This is a genomic window from Pedobacter hiemivivus, from assembly GCF_004331685.1.
Lineage (GTDB): Bacteria > Bacteroidota > Bacteroidia > Sphingobacteriales > Sphingobacteriaceae > Pedobacter > Pedobacter hiemivivus.
Genome location: NZ_SJSM01000008.1, coordinates 122,313 through 139,372, shown reverse-complemented (window position 1 = coordinate 139,372; position 17,060 = coordinate 122,313). Strand labels below are relative to the sequence as shown.

Here is a 17,060-nt window from a genome sequence, read left to right as displayed (position 1 = left end):
GGGACAAAAATACGGAATTTTAGCTGCCCTTGATTAAAGCAATTGTAATTTTAAGCATGTTCCTTTTCAGGCTCCGGATGTACAGCCTTATGTTCCTGAAATACAAGTTTTGAGGTGTCATATCCTTTTTGGCGGCAACGGTCTACAATCTCTTTTAACAAGTCTTTTGGCAATTCTGGTTTACGAGAAAGAATAGCGAGGGTTTTGTGTTTAGGATGTCCAACTACTACGTAAGAATAATCCTCAGCGAGCTCAATCACCCAATAATCATTCTTAAATGGCCAAACCAATTGTGCTTTGAAAACAGCATTCCCCGTGCCACGCACTACAAACAATTTAGACCGGATGTATTTTCGTTTTTGTTCAGCCACAACATTATAGGTTGTAAATACGGCGTAATAACCATCTGGGTGAATCACATAAGTCTCCACCTTTCTGCGCCAGTGTTTATCCATAAAAGTAGGAATGGAGTACAGCGAATACCACTTCCCTGCATAAGCCATAATATCTACTCGTTTTACTGGTTGGTTATCCATAAGTTCTCCGGTCGTTTAGTATTAGGCAAATGTAAATTCTTTCTCATAAAACCCCTAACGAAGAAGAAAGTTTTCAAAAGCATTTTTTAAACTCATGTAATTTTATAACTTCGACAGAAGGTAACATACATAAAACAAATATTATGAAGATAACAGTTGTAGGTGCCGGCGCTGTAGGTGCCACCTGTGCAGATAACATTGCCAGAAAAGAATTAGCTGAAGAACTTATTTTATTAGACATCAAGGAAGGTTTTGCTGAAGGAAAATCGATTGACATGATGCAAACTGCCGCTTTACTCGGCTTTGACACTAAAATTAAAGGTGTTACCAACGATTATGCAAGTACTGCGGATTCTGAAGTTGTAGTGATTACTTCGGGACTACCTCGTAAACCGGGAATGACTCGTGAAGAGCTGATCGGAACTAATGCTAATATCGTAAAAGGAGTTACTGAGAATATTTTAAAATACTCACCGAACACCATCATCATTGTGGTATCAAACCCAATGGATACCATGAACTACCTTACCTTAAAAACTTCTGGACTACCTAAAAACCGTATTCTTGGTATGGGTGGTGCATTGGATTCGTCGAGGTTTAAATATTACTTAAGTCTGGAATTGGGCTGTTCTCCTGCTGATTTGAATGCCGTAGTTATTGGCGGTCACGGTGATACAACTATGATTCCATTGATTAATCATGCAACCTGGAACAGTATCCCAGTTACTCAATTATTGAGTAAAGAACAACAGGATAAAGTTGTAAAAGCAACAATGGTAGGTGGTGCTACATTAACCGGACTAATTGGTACATCTGCCTGGTATGCTCCTGGAGCTGGAACCGCTGCCATGGTTGAAAGTATTGTACGCGATGAGAAAAAATTAATCTCTTCAGGTGTTTACCTGGATGGCGAATATGGTCAAAAAGATATTTCATTAGTTGTTCCTGTCATCATTGGCAAAAACGGGGTTGAGAAAATCCTTGATTTTAAACTGACTGATGAAGAGCAAGCTGCCTTTGCTAAAAGCGCTGATGCAGTGCGCAGCATGAACGCAGTGTTAACTGATATGAAACTGGTTTAATTTGATGAGAACAATTGCTGTTCCCCTAACTTTAATAAACTTACAAGACGACGGTTTCCACCTTTTGGTGGAAATTGTTGTTTTTGGGCAAAAGTTATTCGCTGTTGTGGATACCGGTGCTTCAAGATCTGTGTTTGATAAAACGTTTATTCAAACGCATGTTAAAGAACTGGAACACACCGAAGAAGCGCATGCGACTACACTTTTCACTACTTCAAGCACTTTACAGGCAAGCATCCCTAAATTAAAGATAGGGAGTTTGATTTTAAGAGATTATGAGACTGTTGCCCTTGATCTGGAAGCCGTTAATCAGGCGTATGAAGGATTGGGACATCCACCAATTAGTGCCATTATTGGTGGCGATCTGTTGTTGAAATTCCATGCAATTATCAACTACAAGAAAATGAAAATGTTCTTATATAAGGAATAAAAATGGGCTGAATCATTTTCATGATCCAGCCCATTTTTTACTATAATATATTTTTAATACTAAGCATCAATCTTCGCATACTTCGCGTTACGCTCAATAAATTCTCTACGTGGAGCAACCTCATCACCCATCAACATAGAGAAAGTATGATCACACTCAGCAGCATTTTCAATAGTAGCTTGCATCAAAGTACGCGTAGCAGGATTTAAGGTTGTATCCCAAAGCTGCTCTGCGTTCATCTCACCCAAACCTTTATAACGTTGAATATGTACACTTTCTTCTTTACCAGCACCTTTTAGACGTTGTACAGCAGCATCACGTTGATTATCATTCCAGCAATATTCAAACTCTTTACCTTTTTTAACCTGGTACAAAGGCGGAGCAGCGATGTACACATAACCAGCTTCAATAAGCGCCTTCATATATCTAAAGAAGAAGGTTAAAATAAGTGTGGTAATGTGTGAACCATCAATATCCGCATCCGTCATGATCACAACCTTGTGGTAACGTAGCTTAGTAATATTTAAAGCTTTATCATCTTCTGGAGTTCCGATACTTACGCCAAGAGCAGTAAACATATTCTTGATCTCATCATTTTCATAGATCTTATGCTCCATTGCTTTCTCCACATTCAGGATCTTACCTTTCAATGGAAGAATAGCCTGGAAGTTACGGTCGCGGCCCTGCTTAGCAGTACCACCCGCAGAGTCTCCCTCCACCAGGTATAACTCGCATTTTTCCGGATCACTATCAGAACAATCGGCAAGCTTACCAGGTAAACCTGAACCGCCCATAACACTCTTACGTTGAACCATTTCTCGAGCTTTACGTGCTGCTGCACGAGCTGTTGCCGCTAGAATAACCTTGTTAACGATCATTCTGGCTTCTTTCGGATATTCCTCAAGATAAATCCCTAAGGCTTCACCTACAGCAATATCTACCGCACCCATTACCTCAGAGTTACCCAATTTAGTTTTGGTCTGACCTTCAAACTGAGGTTCCTGAACTTTAACAGAAATTACAGCGGTTAAGCCTTCCCTAAAGTCATCACCAGTAATCTCAAATTTTACATTTTTAAGCAAACCTGATTTATCAGCATAAGCTTTCAATGTTCTTGTTAAACCTCTTCTAAAACCGGCAATATGAGTACCTCCTTCATGGGTATTAATATTGTTCACATAAGAGTGAACATTCTCAGAATAACTATCGTTATATTGTAAAGCAAGCTCTACAGGAATTCCATTTTTAATACCTTCAACATAGATAGGTTCAGGAATTAATGAAGGACGAGTTCCATCAAGGAATTGAACAAACTCTTTCAATCCACCTTCTGAGTGGAATAGTTCAGTCAAGAATTTACCGTCTTCCATTTCTTCGCGTTCATCAGTCAGCGTTAGCTTGATTCCTTTATTCAGGAACGAAAGCTCTCTTAACCTAGAAGCTAAAGTATCAAAACGATACTCCGTGGTTTGCGTAAAAATAGTAGGATCTGGTGTAAACGTAATTACTGTACCTCTTTTATCAGATTCGCCAACGATTTTAACATCATATTGCGGCTTTCCTTTTTCATATTCCTGCGCCCAGATCTTACCTTGACCGTAAACTTCGGCCTTAAGGTGTGTTGACAACGCGTTAACACAACTCACACCCACACCGTGTAAACCACCAGAAACTTTATAAGTATCCTTATCAAATTTACCTCCAGCGTGTAGTACAGTCATTACAATTTCAAGAGCCGATTTTTGCTCCTTTTGCATGATCCCTGTAGGAATACCACGACCGTTATCCTCAACCCTGATAGAGTTGTCTTTTAAAATATTTACATAAATAGTATCAGCATGTCCTGCCAATGCCTCATCGATTGAGTTGTCTACTACCTCATACACAAGGTGATGTAAACCTTTAATTCCAGTATCGCCTATATACATCGAAGGGCGCTTACGCACCGCTTCCAATCCTTCTAATACCTGTATATTATCTGCCGAATAATTTGACTTTGGATCTTTTTCTTCGCTCATATTTTTTTATAAAACAATAAGATTCAAATTTAACCAATTATGGTCAATTTAAGGCAAATGTGGATAACTATTTGACCAAATAATGCCCTAAAAACATTCTAAAAAACACACTTCCTTAGGATACTGATTTTGAAATTTTATATTTGTTGAAATTTACCCATAAAAAATAAACCAAACGAGCTTAAATTACGCTTCATTAGGCTTAAAAAACAAGGTAAAAAACCTAATTTTTGACAAAAAAGAACAATTAATATAAATGAAGACAACATTAAAATTAAGCGGTATTGCTACTGCAGTTGCACTAGTTTCTGTGATGGCATCATGCCAAAATAAAGATGATAAAGGCGCTACGGTTAAAAAATCTGATTCAACCACAGTTTCAAACAATGAGAAAATTGTTTACGTAAACTCTGATTCTCTACTTACAAAATATCATTATTTCAAAGATCTGAAAGAGAAATTAGAAGCAAAATCTAAAACCGCACAAACTGACCTTGCTTCAAAAGAGCAAGCATTTAAACGTGAAGTTGCACAGTATCAACAACAAGCTAACACGCTACCTGCTGACCAAAGAGCTTCAACAGAAGAAAGATTAGCTCGTAAACAACAAGAATTACAAGCATACAGTCAAAACGCTGGTGCTGCAATTCAAAATGAGCAAGCTGCTGAAAACGAAAAATTATACGATAAAGTTGCTGACTATTTAAAAGAATACGCAAAGAAAAAAGGTTATAAAATGGTATTAGGTTACTCAAAAGGAAACGGTACAATTTTATTTGCTGATGAAAGCTTAGATGTAACCAGCGAAGTGATTGTTGGTTTAAATGATGCTTACAAAAAATAATCATTAATAAATGACATTCAAATGCCCCGACCAATCGGGGCATTTTTTTTGTGCAATATTTTAATTATGACAAAGATGAACCAACACGAAAAATTCATGAAAATGGCCATACAGCTTTCGGAAGAAAATGTCCTGAATAATGTGGGCGAACCTTTTGGTGCAGTAATAGTGAAAGACGGAAAAATGATCGCCAAAAGTGCAAATAAAGTAACCTCAACAAACGACCCAACGGCCCACGCGGAGGTATCCGCAATACGAATTGCCTGTAAAAAGTTAAAAACGTTTGATTTAAGTGGTTGTGTAATTTACACAAGTTGCGAGCCCTGTCCTATGTGTTTAAGCGCAGTCTATTGGGCAAAAATTGATACTATTTATTATGCCAACACCAAACAGGATGCTGAATACATCGGCTTTAGTGATAAATTTATTTATGACGAATTGAACAAACCGATGGACCAACGCAAACTCCCAATCCAACAAATGATGAGAGACGAAGCTCAACAGGCCTTTAAACTGTGGAAAAAAAAGTCCTTTACGAATAGCCTATTAAGCACCACAAACAATGAATAGCTATAACCAAAAAATACACATCGAACTGGAGTTCTGGAAAAGAGAGATGCTGCGCAAACCATCTTTTCTAAATAGGATGACCAATAATATCCAGAAAAAACTCAATAGCTATATTCCAGATAAAGTTCACAAAACCATTACCACAGCAATGAAAGCAATGGTAAAAACAGTGCTCTATGGCTCTACTTATACAACATCAGCTATGGCCCCAAAAGAGATGAGTATGATACACCGCGAATCTCTGATCTTACAAAAAATAGATAATTACTGCAAAACTGGAGCTGCAGAAGGTGGGATTACAGGAGCAGGTGGTTTTTTAACAAGTATGGCGGATTTCCCAATTCTAATTGCCATTAAAATGAAATTGCTTTTTGAAATCGCGGCTTTATACGGCTTTGAGGTGAAAGATTACCGGGAGCGACTTTACATCTTATACATATTTCAATTGGCATTTTCGAGCAAACAGGGCACAACAAAAGTGTTTATGCATATCCAAGACTGGGAAAAACAATTGTCAACACTTCCAGAAGACCCTAATGATTTTGACTGGTTGACTTTTCAGCAAGAATACCGCGATTATATAGACCTGGCTAAACTAGCCCAGCTACTCCCAGTTGTTGGTGCAGCAGTGGGTGCCGTTGCCAATTACCAATTGATTAAAAAATTAGGAAAAACAGCTATGCAAGCTTATAGGTTACGATTAATTGAAAATCCAAAACTGTTAAGTTAATCCTCTTCAAACATACCCCCTATTAAATCGTCAGTTTCGCGTCTGTCTTTTTTAGTTGGCCTTCCTGTACCTCGATCCCGCTTAAGCGCCGGTGCATGAAACATGGACTTAAATCCATGTGTTTCCTCTATAGGAGTAATATCTTTATATTTTGTAACAGCAATTTTAGCCTCAACCCTGTTGTACAAAAGCTCTACCACCTCAATTAATTTCTTTTCAATTCCTTTAGATACCTGATAAACATCTCCGGGCTTTACAATTGCCGAAGCTTTAAGATTTTGACCATTAAACTTCACACGCCCAGCCTTGCAAGCTTCAGTTGCCAAGCTCCTGGTTTTAAATAATCTTATTGCCCATAAGTATTTATCTATCCGTAATTTCTCTTGTTCAGCCATAAAAATCAAAAATACATTAAGAAAACACATCGTCAATACATAAAATTGATTTATTTTGTCAAAAAATAACAAACGATCATGATAGCAGAATTAAAAAAGTTGGTAGAAGCCGCTTGGGAAGACAGAACTTTATTAGAATATAGCGAACATTGCGAAGCAATTGAAACTGTAGTTATGCAGTTAGACAAAGGCGAATTACGCGTTGCAGAACCAGTCCTTAACTCTTGGGGTATTAATGAATGGATAAAAAAAGCAGTAATACTTTATTTCCCGATCAGACAAATGAAGGAAATTGAAATGGGCCCTTTTGTTTTTCATGATAAAATGAAATTAAAAACCAATTACAAAGAGATAGGTGTAAGAGTTGTTCCTGGTGCAAGTGCCCGTTATGGCGCATACTTAGCTAAAGGTGTAATTATGATGCCTTCTTATGTAAACATAGGTGCTTATGTTGATGAAGGTACGATGGTAGATACCTGGGCTACAGTTGGCTCATGTGCTCAAATTGGAAAACATGTACACTTAAGCGGTGGTGTTGGTATTGGTGGTGTTTTAGAACCTATCCAGGCTGCTCCAGTAATTATCGAAGACAACTGTTTCCTTGGATCAAGAGCGATCGTTGTCGAAGGTGTACGCGTAGAAAAAGAAGCTGTACTAGGTGCAAACGTAGTATTAACCGCATCTACAAAAATCATTGATATAACTGGCTCAACTCCTGTTGAGTATAAAGGTATCGTTCCTGCACGCTCGGTTGTAATTCCTGGTAGCTACGCTAAGAAATTCCCTGCTGGAGAATACCACGTACCATGTGCCCTGATCATTGGCAAACGTAAAGAATCAACAGATAAAAAAACTTCCCTTAATGATGCATTGAGAGAAAACAATGTAGCAGTATAATATAATGAATATTGGTTTTGACGGAAAAAGAGCAGCAAATAATCTTACAGGTTTAGGTAACTACAGCCGCTCATTAATTGGCCACCTGGCCAAATATTTCCCTCAAAACCAATATTTTGTTTACAGCCCCAAAGTAAAAGACATCCCACAGGTTAACGCTTTTATCAACACCAAAGCGATACACCTGAAACTGCCCGAAACAAAAGGTTTATTGTGGAGAAGCTTAGGGATAAAAAAACAACTGTTAAAAGATAGAATAGATCTTTACCATGGCCTAAGCCATGAAATTCCAATTGGCATCCATAAAACTGGCATCCCTTCTATAGTAACTATACATGATCTGATCTTCATTAAGTTCCCTAAAAACTTCGGTGTCATTGATCGATTTATCTATAACCTAAAAACCAGGTATGCCTGCAAACATGCGGATGGTATCATTGCCATAAGTGAACAAACCAAACAAGACATTATCCAGTTTTTTAAAATTGCTCCCGATAAAATTGAAGTCATTTATCAAAGTTGCGATGACAGTTTCAAATTGCAAGCAACAGCCGAAACAAAAAAGCTTGTTCATGAAAAATACAACCTACCGGATCAGTACATTTTAAATGTAGGTACCATAGAGACCAGGAAAAACCTGCTTACCTTAATAAAAGCATTGAAAAATGTAAACGAAGCATATAAGCTGGTCGTAATAGGAAAAAAGACGGGTTATTATAAATTGGTAGAAAAAGAGATTCAAGAACAGGGCTTAATCGACCGGGTTCTTTTTCTTCAAAATGTCCCCTTTACCGATCTCCCAGTCATTTACCAAATGGCCACTGTTTTTGCATACCCTTCCGTATATGAAGGTTTCGGAATCCCCATCATTGAGGCCTTGTACACTCATGTTCCTGTAGTGGCTGCAACAGGTTCTTGCCTTGAAGAGGCCGGCGGCCCCAACAGCATTTACGTTCATCCTACTGATCATACCGCTTTGGCGAATGCCATAAATAAGATATTGGCCAATCCTGACCTACAAGCCGAAATGAAAGAAAAAGGCATAGCTTACGTTCAGAAATTTAATAACGAACACATCAGCAATCAGATGATGCAGTTGTACATCAAAACTTTTAAATAAATCATCTATAAAAATCGTCTTTGATGCAGTAAGGATAAAATTGTAATTTTACCCTATGCTAAGAACAGAAATTGAAAAAGCCCTTGCTGTTTTAAAAGACGGAGGAGTCATCCTTTATCCTACAGATACAGTGTGGGGACTTGGTTGCGATGCCACCAATGAACAGGCAGTCGCAAAAATCAATGAAATTAAGGGCCGTGCAGCCGACAAAAGCTTCATCATTCTTTTAGATACCGATAACAAACTACAAAGCTATGTAAATGAAGTACCTGATGTGGCATACGACCTGATAGAATACGCAGAAAACCCACTTACCTTAGTATTTCCCGGTGCTAAAAATCTAGCAAAAAATGTAATCAATGCCGATGGAAGCATTGGAATAAGGATTGCTAAACATGATTTCTGCCAACAACTTATTCAAAGGTTTCGCAAACCCATTACCTCAACATCTGCAAATGTATCTGGTGCCCCAACTCCACTCTTTTTTGACGAGATTAGTGACGAAATAAAAGAAGCAGTAGACTATATTGTTGACTTGGAGCAAGAACTCAAAACCAATAAAAAGCCATCAACCATAATGAAATTAGCGCCCGGAGGTCAATTTTCCTTTATTAGAAGGTAAGTTTTACTACTTTTGCAATCTCATCGATGGAACAACATTTACAACATCCTATTTTTAAAGCGCTTGCCGGCATAGCTGACACACACCATATCGAAGCCTATATTATTGGCGGTTATGTAAGGGATATTTTCCTAAACAGACCCTCTAAAGACATTGATATTGTAGTACTAGGCAACGGAATCGAATTTGCGGAGCTTGCAGGTAAACACCTGAAAAGTAAAGTCGCTGTTTTTAAAAACTTCGGTACTGCAATGCTTAAATACCAGGATCTGGAAATAGAATTTGTAGGTGCCAGGAAAGAATCCTATCGTTCAGATTCACGTAAACCCATTGTAGAGAATGGTACAATTGAAGATGATCAACTGAGAAGAGATTTTACCATTAATGCACTGGCCATATCTTTAAACAAAGCAAATTACGGGCAGCTGGTTGATCCTTTTAACGGGATAATCGATCTCAATAACAAGTTGATCCGGACACCACTGGAACCTGAGCTTACCTTTTCAGATGACCCTTTGCGCATGATGCGCGCAATTCGTTTTGCTTCGCAGCTTAATTTCAGTATCGACGAACAAGCTTTAAATGCAATAAAGAAGCAGAAAGAACGCATTAGCATCCTTTCTAAAGAGCGCATCACTGACGAGCTGAACAAGATTATAATGTCGGATGTTCCGTCAATAGGTTTTAAATACTTATTTGATACCGGACTACTTCAGCTCATATTTCCACAAATGGCCGGCCTGTATGGGGTTGACATCATTAATGGAAAAGGGCACAAAGATAATTTTTACCACACCCTACAAGTACTCGATAACATCTGCGAGACTACCAAAGACCTTTGGCTACGCTGGGCAGCAATCTTGCATGACATTGCTAAACCCGCCACCAAACGTTTTGAAGAAGGACATGGCTGGACCTTTCACGGTCACGAAGATAAAGGCGCACGAATGGTTCCTAAGATATTTGCTCAGCTTAAACTTCCCCTAAATGAAAAGATGAAGTTTGTGCAAAAACTGGTGCAACTACACCTTCGCCCCATTGTATTGGCACAAGAAGTGGTCACAGACTCGGCAGTAAGAAGACTATTATTTGATGCCGGCGAAGACATAGAGAGCTTAATGTTGCTCTGCAATGCCGATGTGACTACCAAAAATGAGTATAAGGTAAAAAAATACCGCAATAACTTTGAACTGGTAAAACAAAAACTCAAAGATGTAGAAGAACGCGACAAGATCAGAAATTGGCAACCCCCTATCTCCGGTAATGACATCATGGAGATTTTTGGTTTAAGTGCTGGAAAAGAAGTCGGCCTACTTAAAAATGCCATCCGAGAAGCAATTCTGGAAGGAGAAATAACAAACACATACGATAACGCGTTACAATTTATGCTTGAAAAAGCTAAAGAATTCGGGCTTCAGCCAATAAAGCGTTAACACAATTATATAAAGTATATTTTATTTTTTAATTTTATACCTAGAAAAGAGGCTAAAATGGCAATTTATAGATTTAGAATAAGTTTCGAAGATTTCGATGAAGTAGTACGGGAAATAGATATCAAGTCCACCCAAACATTTGAAGATTTGCATAAAGCAGTACACCGTTCAACTGGGTACTCTGCGGAGAAATCATCATCATTTTTTGTAAGTACTGACAACTGGATAAAAGGTGATGAAATTGCCTATCTGCCAACGCAACGTAAAACAGATAGAGGGGTAGCCTTGATGGAAACTTCTAAATTAAACAGATTCATCGAAGACCCACACCAGAAATTTTATTACATCTATAACTTCGACCGTCCATTTGATTTTCACGTAGAACTCATCAAGATCATCCTTGATCCAGATCCGAACATAGAGTATCCATTCTTGGTAAAAAGTACAGGAGAAGCCCCTAAAATTATCGAAAAGGATAACTTTGGCGCTGTTACAGTATCTGCGGCTCCAGCATCTACAGAATTTGATTTCTTAAATGAAATGGATTTTGTACCTGAAGACACAGAAGAAATCGAAGCGATGGGTGGCCGAGGCATCAATGCAGAAGAAAAATCTGACGACGCTGATGAAGAAGAAACTGATGATGCAGATGAATTTGCAGACAATGATGACTACGAAGACGAAGAATACAATAGTAAAGAGGACTATTAATGCCAGATATGGCATTAAATAAAACATTAATTGTAATTGTTGGTCCAACCGGAATAGGAAAAACTGCACTGGCCATTGCTTTGGCCAGGCATTTTTCTACTGAAATCATATCAGCCGACTCCAGGCAATTTTTTAAGGAGATGGAAATTGGAACAGCAAAACCTTCAGCCGAAGAACTGGCTGCTGCACCCCATCACTTTATCAACTCCCATAGCATAGAAAACTTATTTAGTACTGGTGATTTCGAAATACAAGCCATTGATCGAATTACTCAATTGTTTGAAAAGCATAACCTGTTGATCATGGTTGGCGGCTCCGGTTTGTATATAGATGCCGTATGTAATGGATTAGATGATCTTCCGGAAACAGATATGAACATCCGCGAAAAACTTAATCAACAGCTAGCAAACGAGGGCCTGGAAGCTATCAAAAAGCAGCTCAGCGAGTATGATCCCGAATACTATAACAAAGTGGATCAGTCCAATCCACAACGCATGATCAGAGGTCTGGAATTTTACCTATCTACAGGTACAAAACTATCTGCCCATCTTACCAACAGCAAAAAAATCAGACCATTCAATATCATCAAAATAGGTCTGAATATGGACCGTTCGGAGCTCTACAACCGGATAAACCAACGTGTAGATAAAATGATGGAAGCGGGTTTATTAGATGAAGTAAAGGGTCTACAACCCTTCAGAAAATACAATGCACTCAATACAGTGGGGTATTCAGAATTATTCGCTTATTTAGATGGCGAAATCGCGTTGAAAGACGCCGTAGATCAAATTAAGCAGAACACCAGACGTTTTGCAAAACGCCAGCTTACATGGTTTAGAAGAGATGACAGCACCGCCTGGTTTGAACCTGGCCAAGATAATGCCGTCATCAATTATATCGGTCAAAAAGCAGACTAAGCCTGCGCCGTAGGGCCACCAAAGTTCATCGGAAAACCTGGAGGCTCCTCTTGAGTCTTTATACGTCCATTTACAGCTTCATATTTTTCAATATTATCCTGCATTGCAGCTACTAATCTTTTAGCATGCTCAGGTGTCAATATAATCCTTGATTTTACTCTTGCTTTAGGTACACCAGGCATAACCCTGATAAAATCCAATACAAACTCCGTATTCGAGTGTGTGATAATAGCCAGATTAGAAAATATCCCTTCTGCGATTTCTTCAGAAAGCTCAATATTTAATTGGTTCTCGTTGTTTTGTTCTTCCATAAGACAAACTTAGATAATTTTTAGTATTGACTGGCAAAAAAAAATCCCCCAACTTAAAAGAAGGGGGATTTTAGAAAAATGTATTTAAATATTAAGCATCTACTTCTTCTTGTTTCGAAGCTAATAATTTATCGTATTCTTCCTGAGAACCTACAATGATACGCTCGTATCCACGTACACCAGTACCTGAAGGGATTAAGTGTCCAACAATAACGTTTTCTTTCAATCCAAGCATGTTATCACGTTTACCAGCAATAGCTGCCTCGTTTAACACTTTTGTAGTTTCCTGGAACGATGCCGCCGAGATGAACGATTTCGTACCTAATGAAGCACGTGTAATACCTTGTAGCATTGAGCTTGCAGTTGCAGGTCTTGCATCACGAACTTCAATTTGTTTCAAGTCTTTACGTCTCAATTGAGAATTTTCATCTCTTAATTTACGTAATGAAATTATCTGACCAGGTTTAACAGTGTTTGAATCACCAGCCTCAACTACAACTTTTTTGTCGTAGATATCATCATTCTCAATCATGAAGTCCCAACGATCTGCAGAGTTGTTCTCTAAGAAAGTAGTATCTCCTGGATCTTCGATATGAACCTTTTGCATCATTTGGTGAACAATTACCTCAAAGTGCTTATCGTTGATTTTCACACCTTGTAAACGGTAAACCTCTTGGATACCATTTACTAAGTACTCTTGTACAGCTGCCGGGCCTTTAATAGCCAGGATATCTGCAGGAGAGATCGAACCATCAGATAAAGGCATACCTGCTTTTACAAAGTCATTATCCTGAACCAGGATGTGTTTAGACAATGGAACAAGGTATTTTTTAACTTCACCATCTTTAGATTCGATAGTCATCTCACGATTACCACGTTTCACGCCACCTAGCGTTACCACACCATCAATCTCTGTTACTACAGCAGGGTTAGATGGATTACGTGCTTCGAAAAGCTCAGTTACACGTGGTAAACCACCCGTAATATCCCTTGTTTTTCCAGTCGTACGAGGTATCTTAACTAAAATCTGACCAGTTTGAACCATATCACCTTCATCAATTGCGATGTGTGCACCAACAGGGATGTTATATCCACGGATCAATTCACCTTTCTTATCAACAACTCTTACTGAAGGATTTTTAGTTTTATCACGGGTATCGATAATTACTTTCTCACGGTGACCAGTTTGCTCATCTGACTCTTCACGGAAGGTTACACCCTCAATAATAGCGTCAAATTCGATTTTACCGGCAAACTCCGAGATAATAACCGCGTTGTACGGATCCCAAGAACAAATCCTATCACCTTTAGTGATGGTAGCACCATCCTGAACGTATAAGAATGAACCATAAGGAATGTTATTCGTCATGATCACTTTGCCTGTTACAGCTTCAACGATCTTGAACTCACCTGAACGACCCAATACGATATTAGTTAAGCCATCTTCAGTTTTTGTTTCAACAGTACGAACGTTTTCAAATTCGATGACACCATCAAATTTAGCCATGATCTGAGATTCTGCAGCGATGTTCGATGCAGTACCCCCAACGTGGAACGTACGTAATGTTAACTGTGTACCCGGCTCACCGATTGACTGTGCAGCAATTACACCAACAGCCTCACCTTTTTGAACACGCTTACCAGTTGCTAAGTTACGTCCGTAGCAAAGTGCACAAACGCCTCTTTTATTTTCGCAGGTTAATACCGAACGAATTTCAATACCTTCTAAAGGAGACTCTTCAATTGTTTTAGCAATCTCTTCAGTTACATCCTCTCCAGCACCAACCAATAGCTTTCCATCTAAAGGATTGAATACATCATGTAGAGAAATACGACCCAAAATTCTGTCATATAATGGCTCAACGATGTCTTCATTATCTTTCAATGCAGTGGTAAACATACCTCTCAATGTACCGCAATCCGCAGAATTAACGATCATATCCTGTGCCACATCATGTAAACGACGTGTCAAGTAACCAGCATCAGCCGTTTTTAACGCCGTATCCGCCAAACCTTTACGAGCACCGTGGGTAGAGATAAAGTACTCTAATACCGACAGACCTTCTTTAAAGTTTGATAAGATCGGGTTTTCAATAATCTCACCACCTGAACCTGATTTCTGAGGCTTAGCCATCAAACCACGCATACCGCATAGCTGACGAATCTGCTCTTTCGAACCACGGGCTCCAGAGTCCAACATCATATATACTGAGTTGAAACCTTGGTTATCGCTCGATAACTGATTCATCACGAATGATGTTAATCTGTTATTGATACGAGTCCAGATATCGATAATTTGGTTGTAACGCTCGTTGTTGGTAATGAAACCCATGTTATAGTTGTTTCTTACCTCATCAACTTCTGCAGATGCTTGCTCTAATAGCGCTTGCTTCTCAACAGGGATGTTTACATCCTGCAAGTTAAATGATAAACCACCGCGGAAGGCCATTTGGAAACCTAATTCCTTAATGTCGTCAAGGAACCTTGCTGCACGTGCCATACCTGTGATTTTAACAATCTCACCAATAATATCTCTTAAAGATTTCTTGGTTAGCAATTCGTTGATATAACCTACTTCTACCGGTACCATTTGGTTAAACAATACACGACCAACAGTAGTTTCCATCAATTTATTAACGATCGTACCATCTTCTAATTTAACATTTACCTTAACCTTGATAAATGCATGAAGATCAATCATTTTCTCATTGTAAGCAATGATAACTTCTTCTGGAGAATAGAAAGAGAAATCTTGTCCTTTAACTACACGTCCTTCATCTGTTCTACGGCCTTTAGTAATGTAATAAAGACCCAAAACCATATCCTGAGAAGGTACAGTAATAGGCGTACCGTTTGCAGGGTTCAAGATGTTGTGTGCTGCAAGCATTAATACTTGCGCTTCAAGGATTGCGGCGTGCCCTAATGGTAAATGTACTGCCATCTGGTCACCGTCAAAATCCGCGTTAAAAGCTGTACACACTAAAGGGTGTAATTGAATTGCTTTACCTTCAACCAATTTAGGCTGGAACGACTGGATACCCAATCTGTGCAACGTAGGCGCACGATTCAGTAATACAGGGTGTCCTTTTAAAACATTCTCAAGAATATCCCAAACTAATGGATCTTTCCTGTCTACAATTTTCTTTGCAGATTTTACTGTTTTAACAATACCTCTTTCTATCATCTTACGGATGATAAATGGTTTGAATAGCTCAGCAGCCATATCCTTAGGTAAACCGCACTCGTGTAATTTAAGGTTTGGACCTACAACAATGACCGAACGAGCAGAATAATCCACACGTTTACCTAATAAGTTCTGACGGAAACGACCTTGTTTACCTTTCAAGATATCAGAAAGGGATTTCAAAGCGCGGTTACCTTCAGTTTTTACAGCATTTACTTTACGTGAGTTATCAAATAACGAATCTACAGCTTCCTGTAACATACGTTTTTCGTTACGCAAAATTACCTCTGGAGCTTTGATCTCGATCAAACGCTTCAAACGGTTGTTACGGATAATCACACGACGATACAAATCATTTAGATCTGAAGTTGCAAAACGACCACCTTCTAATGGTACTAAAGGACGTAATTCTGGTGGAATAACCGGAACGATCTTAATGATCATCCACTCAGGATTATTCTCAATACGCGATCTCGAACCACGGAAAGCCTCAACAACTTGTAAGCGTTTTAAAGCCTCATTTTTACGTTGTTGTGAAGTCTCGTTTGCAGCCTGGTGGCGTAAGTTATAAGATAAAGTATCTAAATCAATACGTTTTAATAAATCTTCTAATGCTTCAGCACCCATTTTGGCGATGAATTTGTTAGGATCTTTATCATCCAGGTATTGGTTTTCTTTAGGCAACTTATCAAGAATATCTAAATACTCCTCTTCAGTTAAGAAATCCATGTATTGAATACCTTCTTCGGCCATAAAACCTGGCTGAATTACTACATAACGCTCGTAGTAAATGATCAGGTCAAGTCTTTTTGTTGGTAAGCCTAATAAGTATCCAATTTTATTTGGTAATGAACGGAAGTACCAGATATGCGCAACAGGAACTACCAAATTAATGTGTCCCATACGTTCTCTACGAACTTTCTTTTCCGTTACCTCAACACCACAACGGTCACAAACAATACCTTTATAACGGATACGTTTATATTTACCGCAATGACATTCGTAATCTTTAACCGGACCAAAAATACGCTCGCAAAACAAACCATCACGCTCAGGTTTGTAAGTACGATAATTGATAGTCTCAGGTTTTAACACCTCACCACTAGAGCGCTCTAAAATAGCCTCCGGCGATGCCAAACTAATGGTAATCGAGGTGAAATTGCTTTTTAATTTATTATCCTTTTTGTAAGACATAGCTCTTTTGTTTGAAAGTTGAAAAATTTAAAAAGTTGGGATGCTTTCAGAAAAGCCCTATACATC

At 38.7% G+C, this 17,060-nt stretch carries 16 protein-coding genes; 11 read left to right on the top strand and 5 right to left on the bottom strand.

The features are described 5' to 3' along the window. Positions 1-50: 50 nt before the first annotated feature. Positions 51-536, bottom strand: coding sequence for a lipocalin family protein (locus tag EZ444_RS14555; protein ID WP_131609896.1), 486 nt, complete (start codon positions 534-536; stop codon positions 51-53). Between the two features lie 143 nt (positions 537-679). Between EZ444_RS14555 and mdh the strand changes: the two genes are divergently transcribed. Together mdh and EZ444_RS14545 are read left to right on the top strand one after the other, a co-directional pair. Next, positions 680-1,618: a malate dehydrogenase gene (gene mdh / locus EZ444_RS14550; RefSeq protein ID WP_131609895.1), complete on the top strand. Its 939-nt coding sequence runs from the start codon at positions 680-682 to the stop codon at positions 1,616-1,618. Positions 1,619-1,622: 4 nt separating this feature from the next. Further along, positions 1,623-2,048 (top strand): aspartyl protease family protein, encoded by a 426-nt coding sequence (locus EZ444_RS14545; RefSeq protein WP_131609894.1) that lies wholly within the window; start codon positions 1,623-1,625, stop codon positions 2,046-2,048. A gap of 59 nt (positions 2,049-2,107) precedes the next feature. Here EZ444_RS14545 and gyrB read toward each other — a convergent pair whose 3' ends face one another. Next, positions 2,108-4,066, bottom strand: coding sequence for a DNA topoisomerase (ATP-hydrolyzing) subunit B (gene gyrB / locus EZ444_RS14540; protein ID WP_131609893.1), 1,959 nt, complete (start codon positions 4,064-4,066; stop codon positions 2,108-2,110). Positions 4,067-4,322: 256 nt separating this feature from the next. On the opposite strand from gyrB, the gene EZ444_RS14535 reads away from it, so the two are divergent. From EZ444_RS14535 to EZ444_RS14525, 3 genes are all read left to right on the top strand, one after another. Next, positions 4,323-4,910, top strand: coding sequence for an OmpH family outer membrane protein (locus EZ444_RS14535; RefSeq protein WP_131609892.1), 588 nt, complete (start codon positions 4,323-4,325; stop codon positions 4,908-4,910). A 66-nt stretch (positions 4,911-4,976) separates the two neighbouring features. Further along, positions 4,977-5,480 (top strand): nucleoside deaminase, encoded by a 504-nt coding sequence (locus tag EZ444_RS14530; protein WP_131609891.1) that lies wholly within the window; start codon positions 4,977-4,979, stop codon positions 5,478-5,480. Continuing rightward, positions 5,473-6,210, top strand: a complete 738-nt coding sequence (locus tag EZ444_RS14525; RefSeq protein WP_131609890.1) for an EcsC family protein — start codon at positions 5,473-5,475, stop codon at positions 6,208-6,210. The genes EZ444_RS14530 and EZ444_RS14525 overlap by 8 nt, the downstream gene beginning before the upstream one ends. On the opposite strand, the gene EZ444_RS14520 is transcribed toward EZ444_RS14525, so the two are convergent. Then, positions 6,207-6,605, bottom strand: coding sequence for an RNA-binding S4 domain-containing protein (locus EZ444_RS14520; protein ID WP_131609889.1), 399 nt, complete (start codon positions 6,603-6,605; stop codon positions 6,207-6,209). The two genes, EZ444_RS14525 and EZ444_RS14520, sit on opposite strands and share 4 nt — an antisense overlap. A gap of 78 nt (positions 6,606-6,683) precedes the next feature. Here EZ444_RS14520 and EZ444_RS14515 point away from each other — a divergent pair, with 78 nt between their 5' ends. From EZ444_RS14515 to miaA, 6 genes are read left to right on the top strand one after another with little or no spacing between them, the layout of a single operon-like run. Continuing rightward, on the top strand, positions 6,684-7,502 hold the full coding sequence (locus tag EZ444_RS14515) for a 2,3,4,5-tetrahydropyridine-2,6-dicarboxylate N-succinyltransferase (protein ID WP_169472289.1): 819 nt from the start codon (positions 6,684-6,686) through the stop codon (positions 7,500-7,502). 4 nt (positions 7,503-7,506) lie between these two features. Then, positions 7,507-8,622, top strand: coding sequence for a glycosyltransferase family 4 protein (locus tag EZ444_RS14510; protein ID WP_131609887.1), 1,116 nt, complete (start codon positions 7,507-7,509; stop codon positions 8,620-8,622). Between the two features lie 55 nt (positions 8,623-8,677). Further along, complete coding sequence (locus tag EZ444_RS14505) at positions 8,678-9,244, top strand: L-threonylcarbamoyladenylate synthase (protein WP_131609886.1); 567 nt, start codon at positions 8,678-8,680, stop codon at positions 9,242-9,244. A gap of 26 nt (positions 9,245-9,270) precedes the next feature. Further along, positions 9,271-10,677, top strand: a complete 1,407-nt coding sequence (locus EZ444_RS14500; RefSeq protein WP_131609885.1) for a CCA tRNA nucleotidyltransferase — start codon at positions 9,271-9,273, stop codon at positions 10,675-10,677. Between the two features lie 57 nt (positions 10,678-10,734). Next, positions 10,735-11,388 carry an IS1096 element passenger TnpR family protein gene (locus EZ444_RS14495; protein ID WP_131609884.1) on the top strand — a complete coding sequence of 218 codons (654 nt, stop codon included), beginning with the start codon at positions 10,735-10,737 and terminating at the stop codon, positions 11,386-11,388. Further along, positions 11,388-12,305 carry a tRNA (adenosine(37)-N6)-dimethylallyltransferase MiaA gene (gene miaA / locus EZ444_RS14490; protein WP_131609883.1) on the top strand — a complete coding sequence of 306 codons (918 nt, stop codon included), beginning with the start codon at positions 11,388-11,390 and terminating at the stop codon, positions 12,303-12,305. Before EZ444_RS14495 ends, miaA begins: the two co-directional genes overlap by 1 nt. Here miaA and EZ444_RS14485 read toward each other — a convergent pair. Further along, complete coding sequence (locus EZ444_RS14485) at positions 12,302-12,616, bottom strand: DUF3467 domain-containing protein (RefSeq protein WP_090785128.1); 315 nt, start codon at positions 12,614-12,616, stop codon at positions 12,302-12,304. The two genes, miaA and EZ444_RS14485, sit on opposite strands and share 4 nt — an antisense overlap. Positions 12,617-12,707: 91 nt before the next feature. Continuing rightward, positions 12,708-16,994, bottom strand: coding sequence for a DNA-directed RNA polymerase subunit beta' (rpoC, locus tag EZ444_RS14480; protein ID WP_131609882.1), 4,287 nt, complete (start codon positions 16,992-16,994; stop codon positions 12,708-12,710). Positions 16,995-17,060 lie beyond the last annotated feature (66 nt).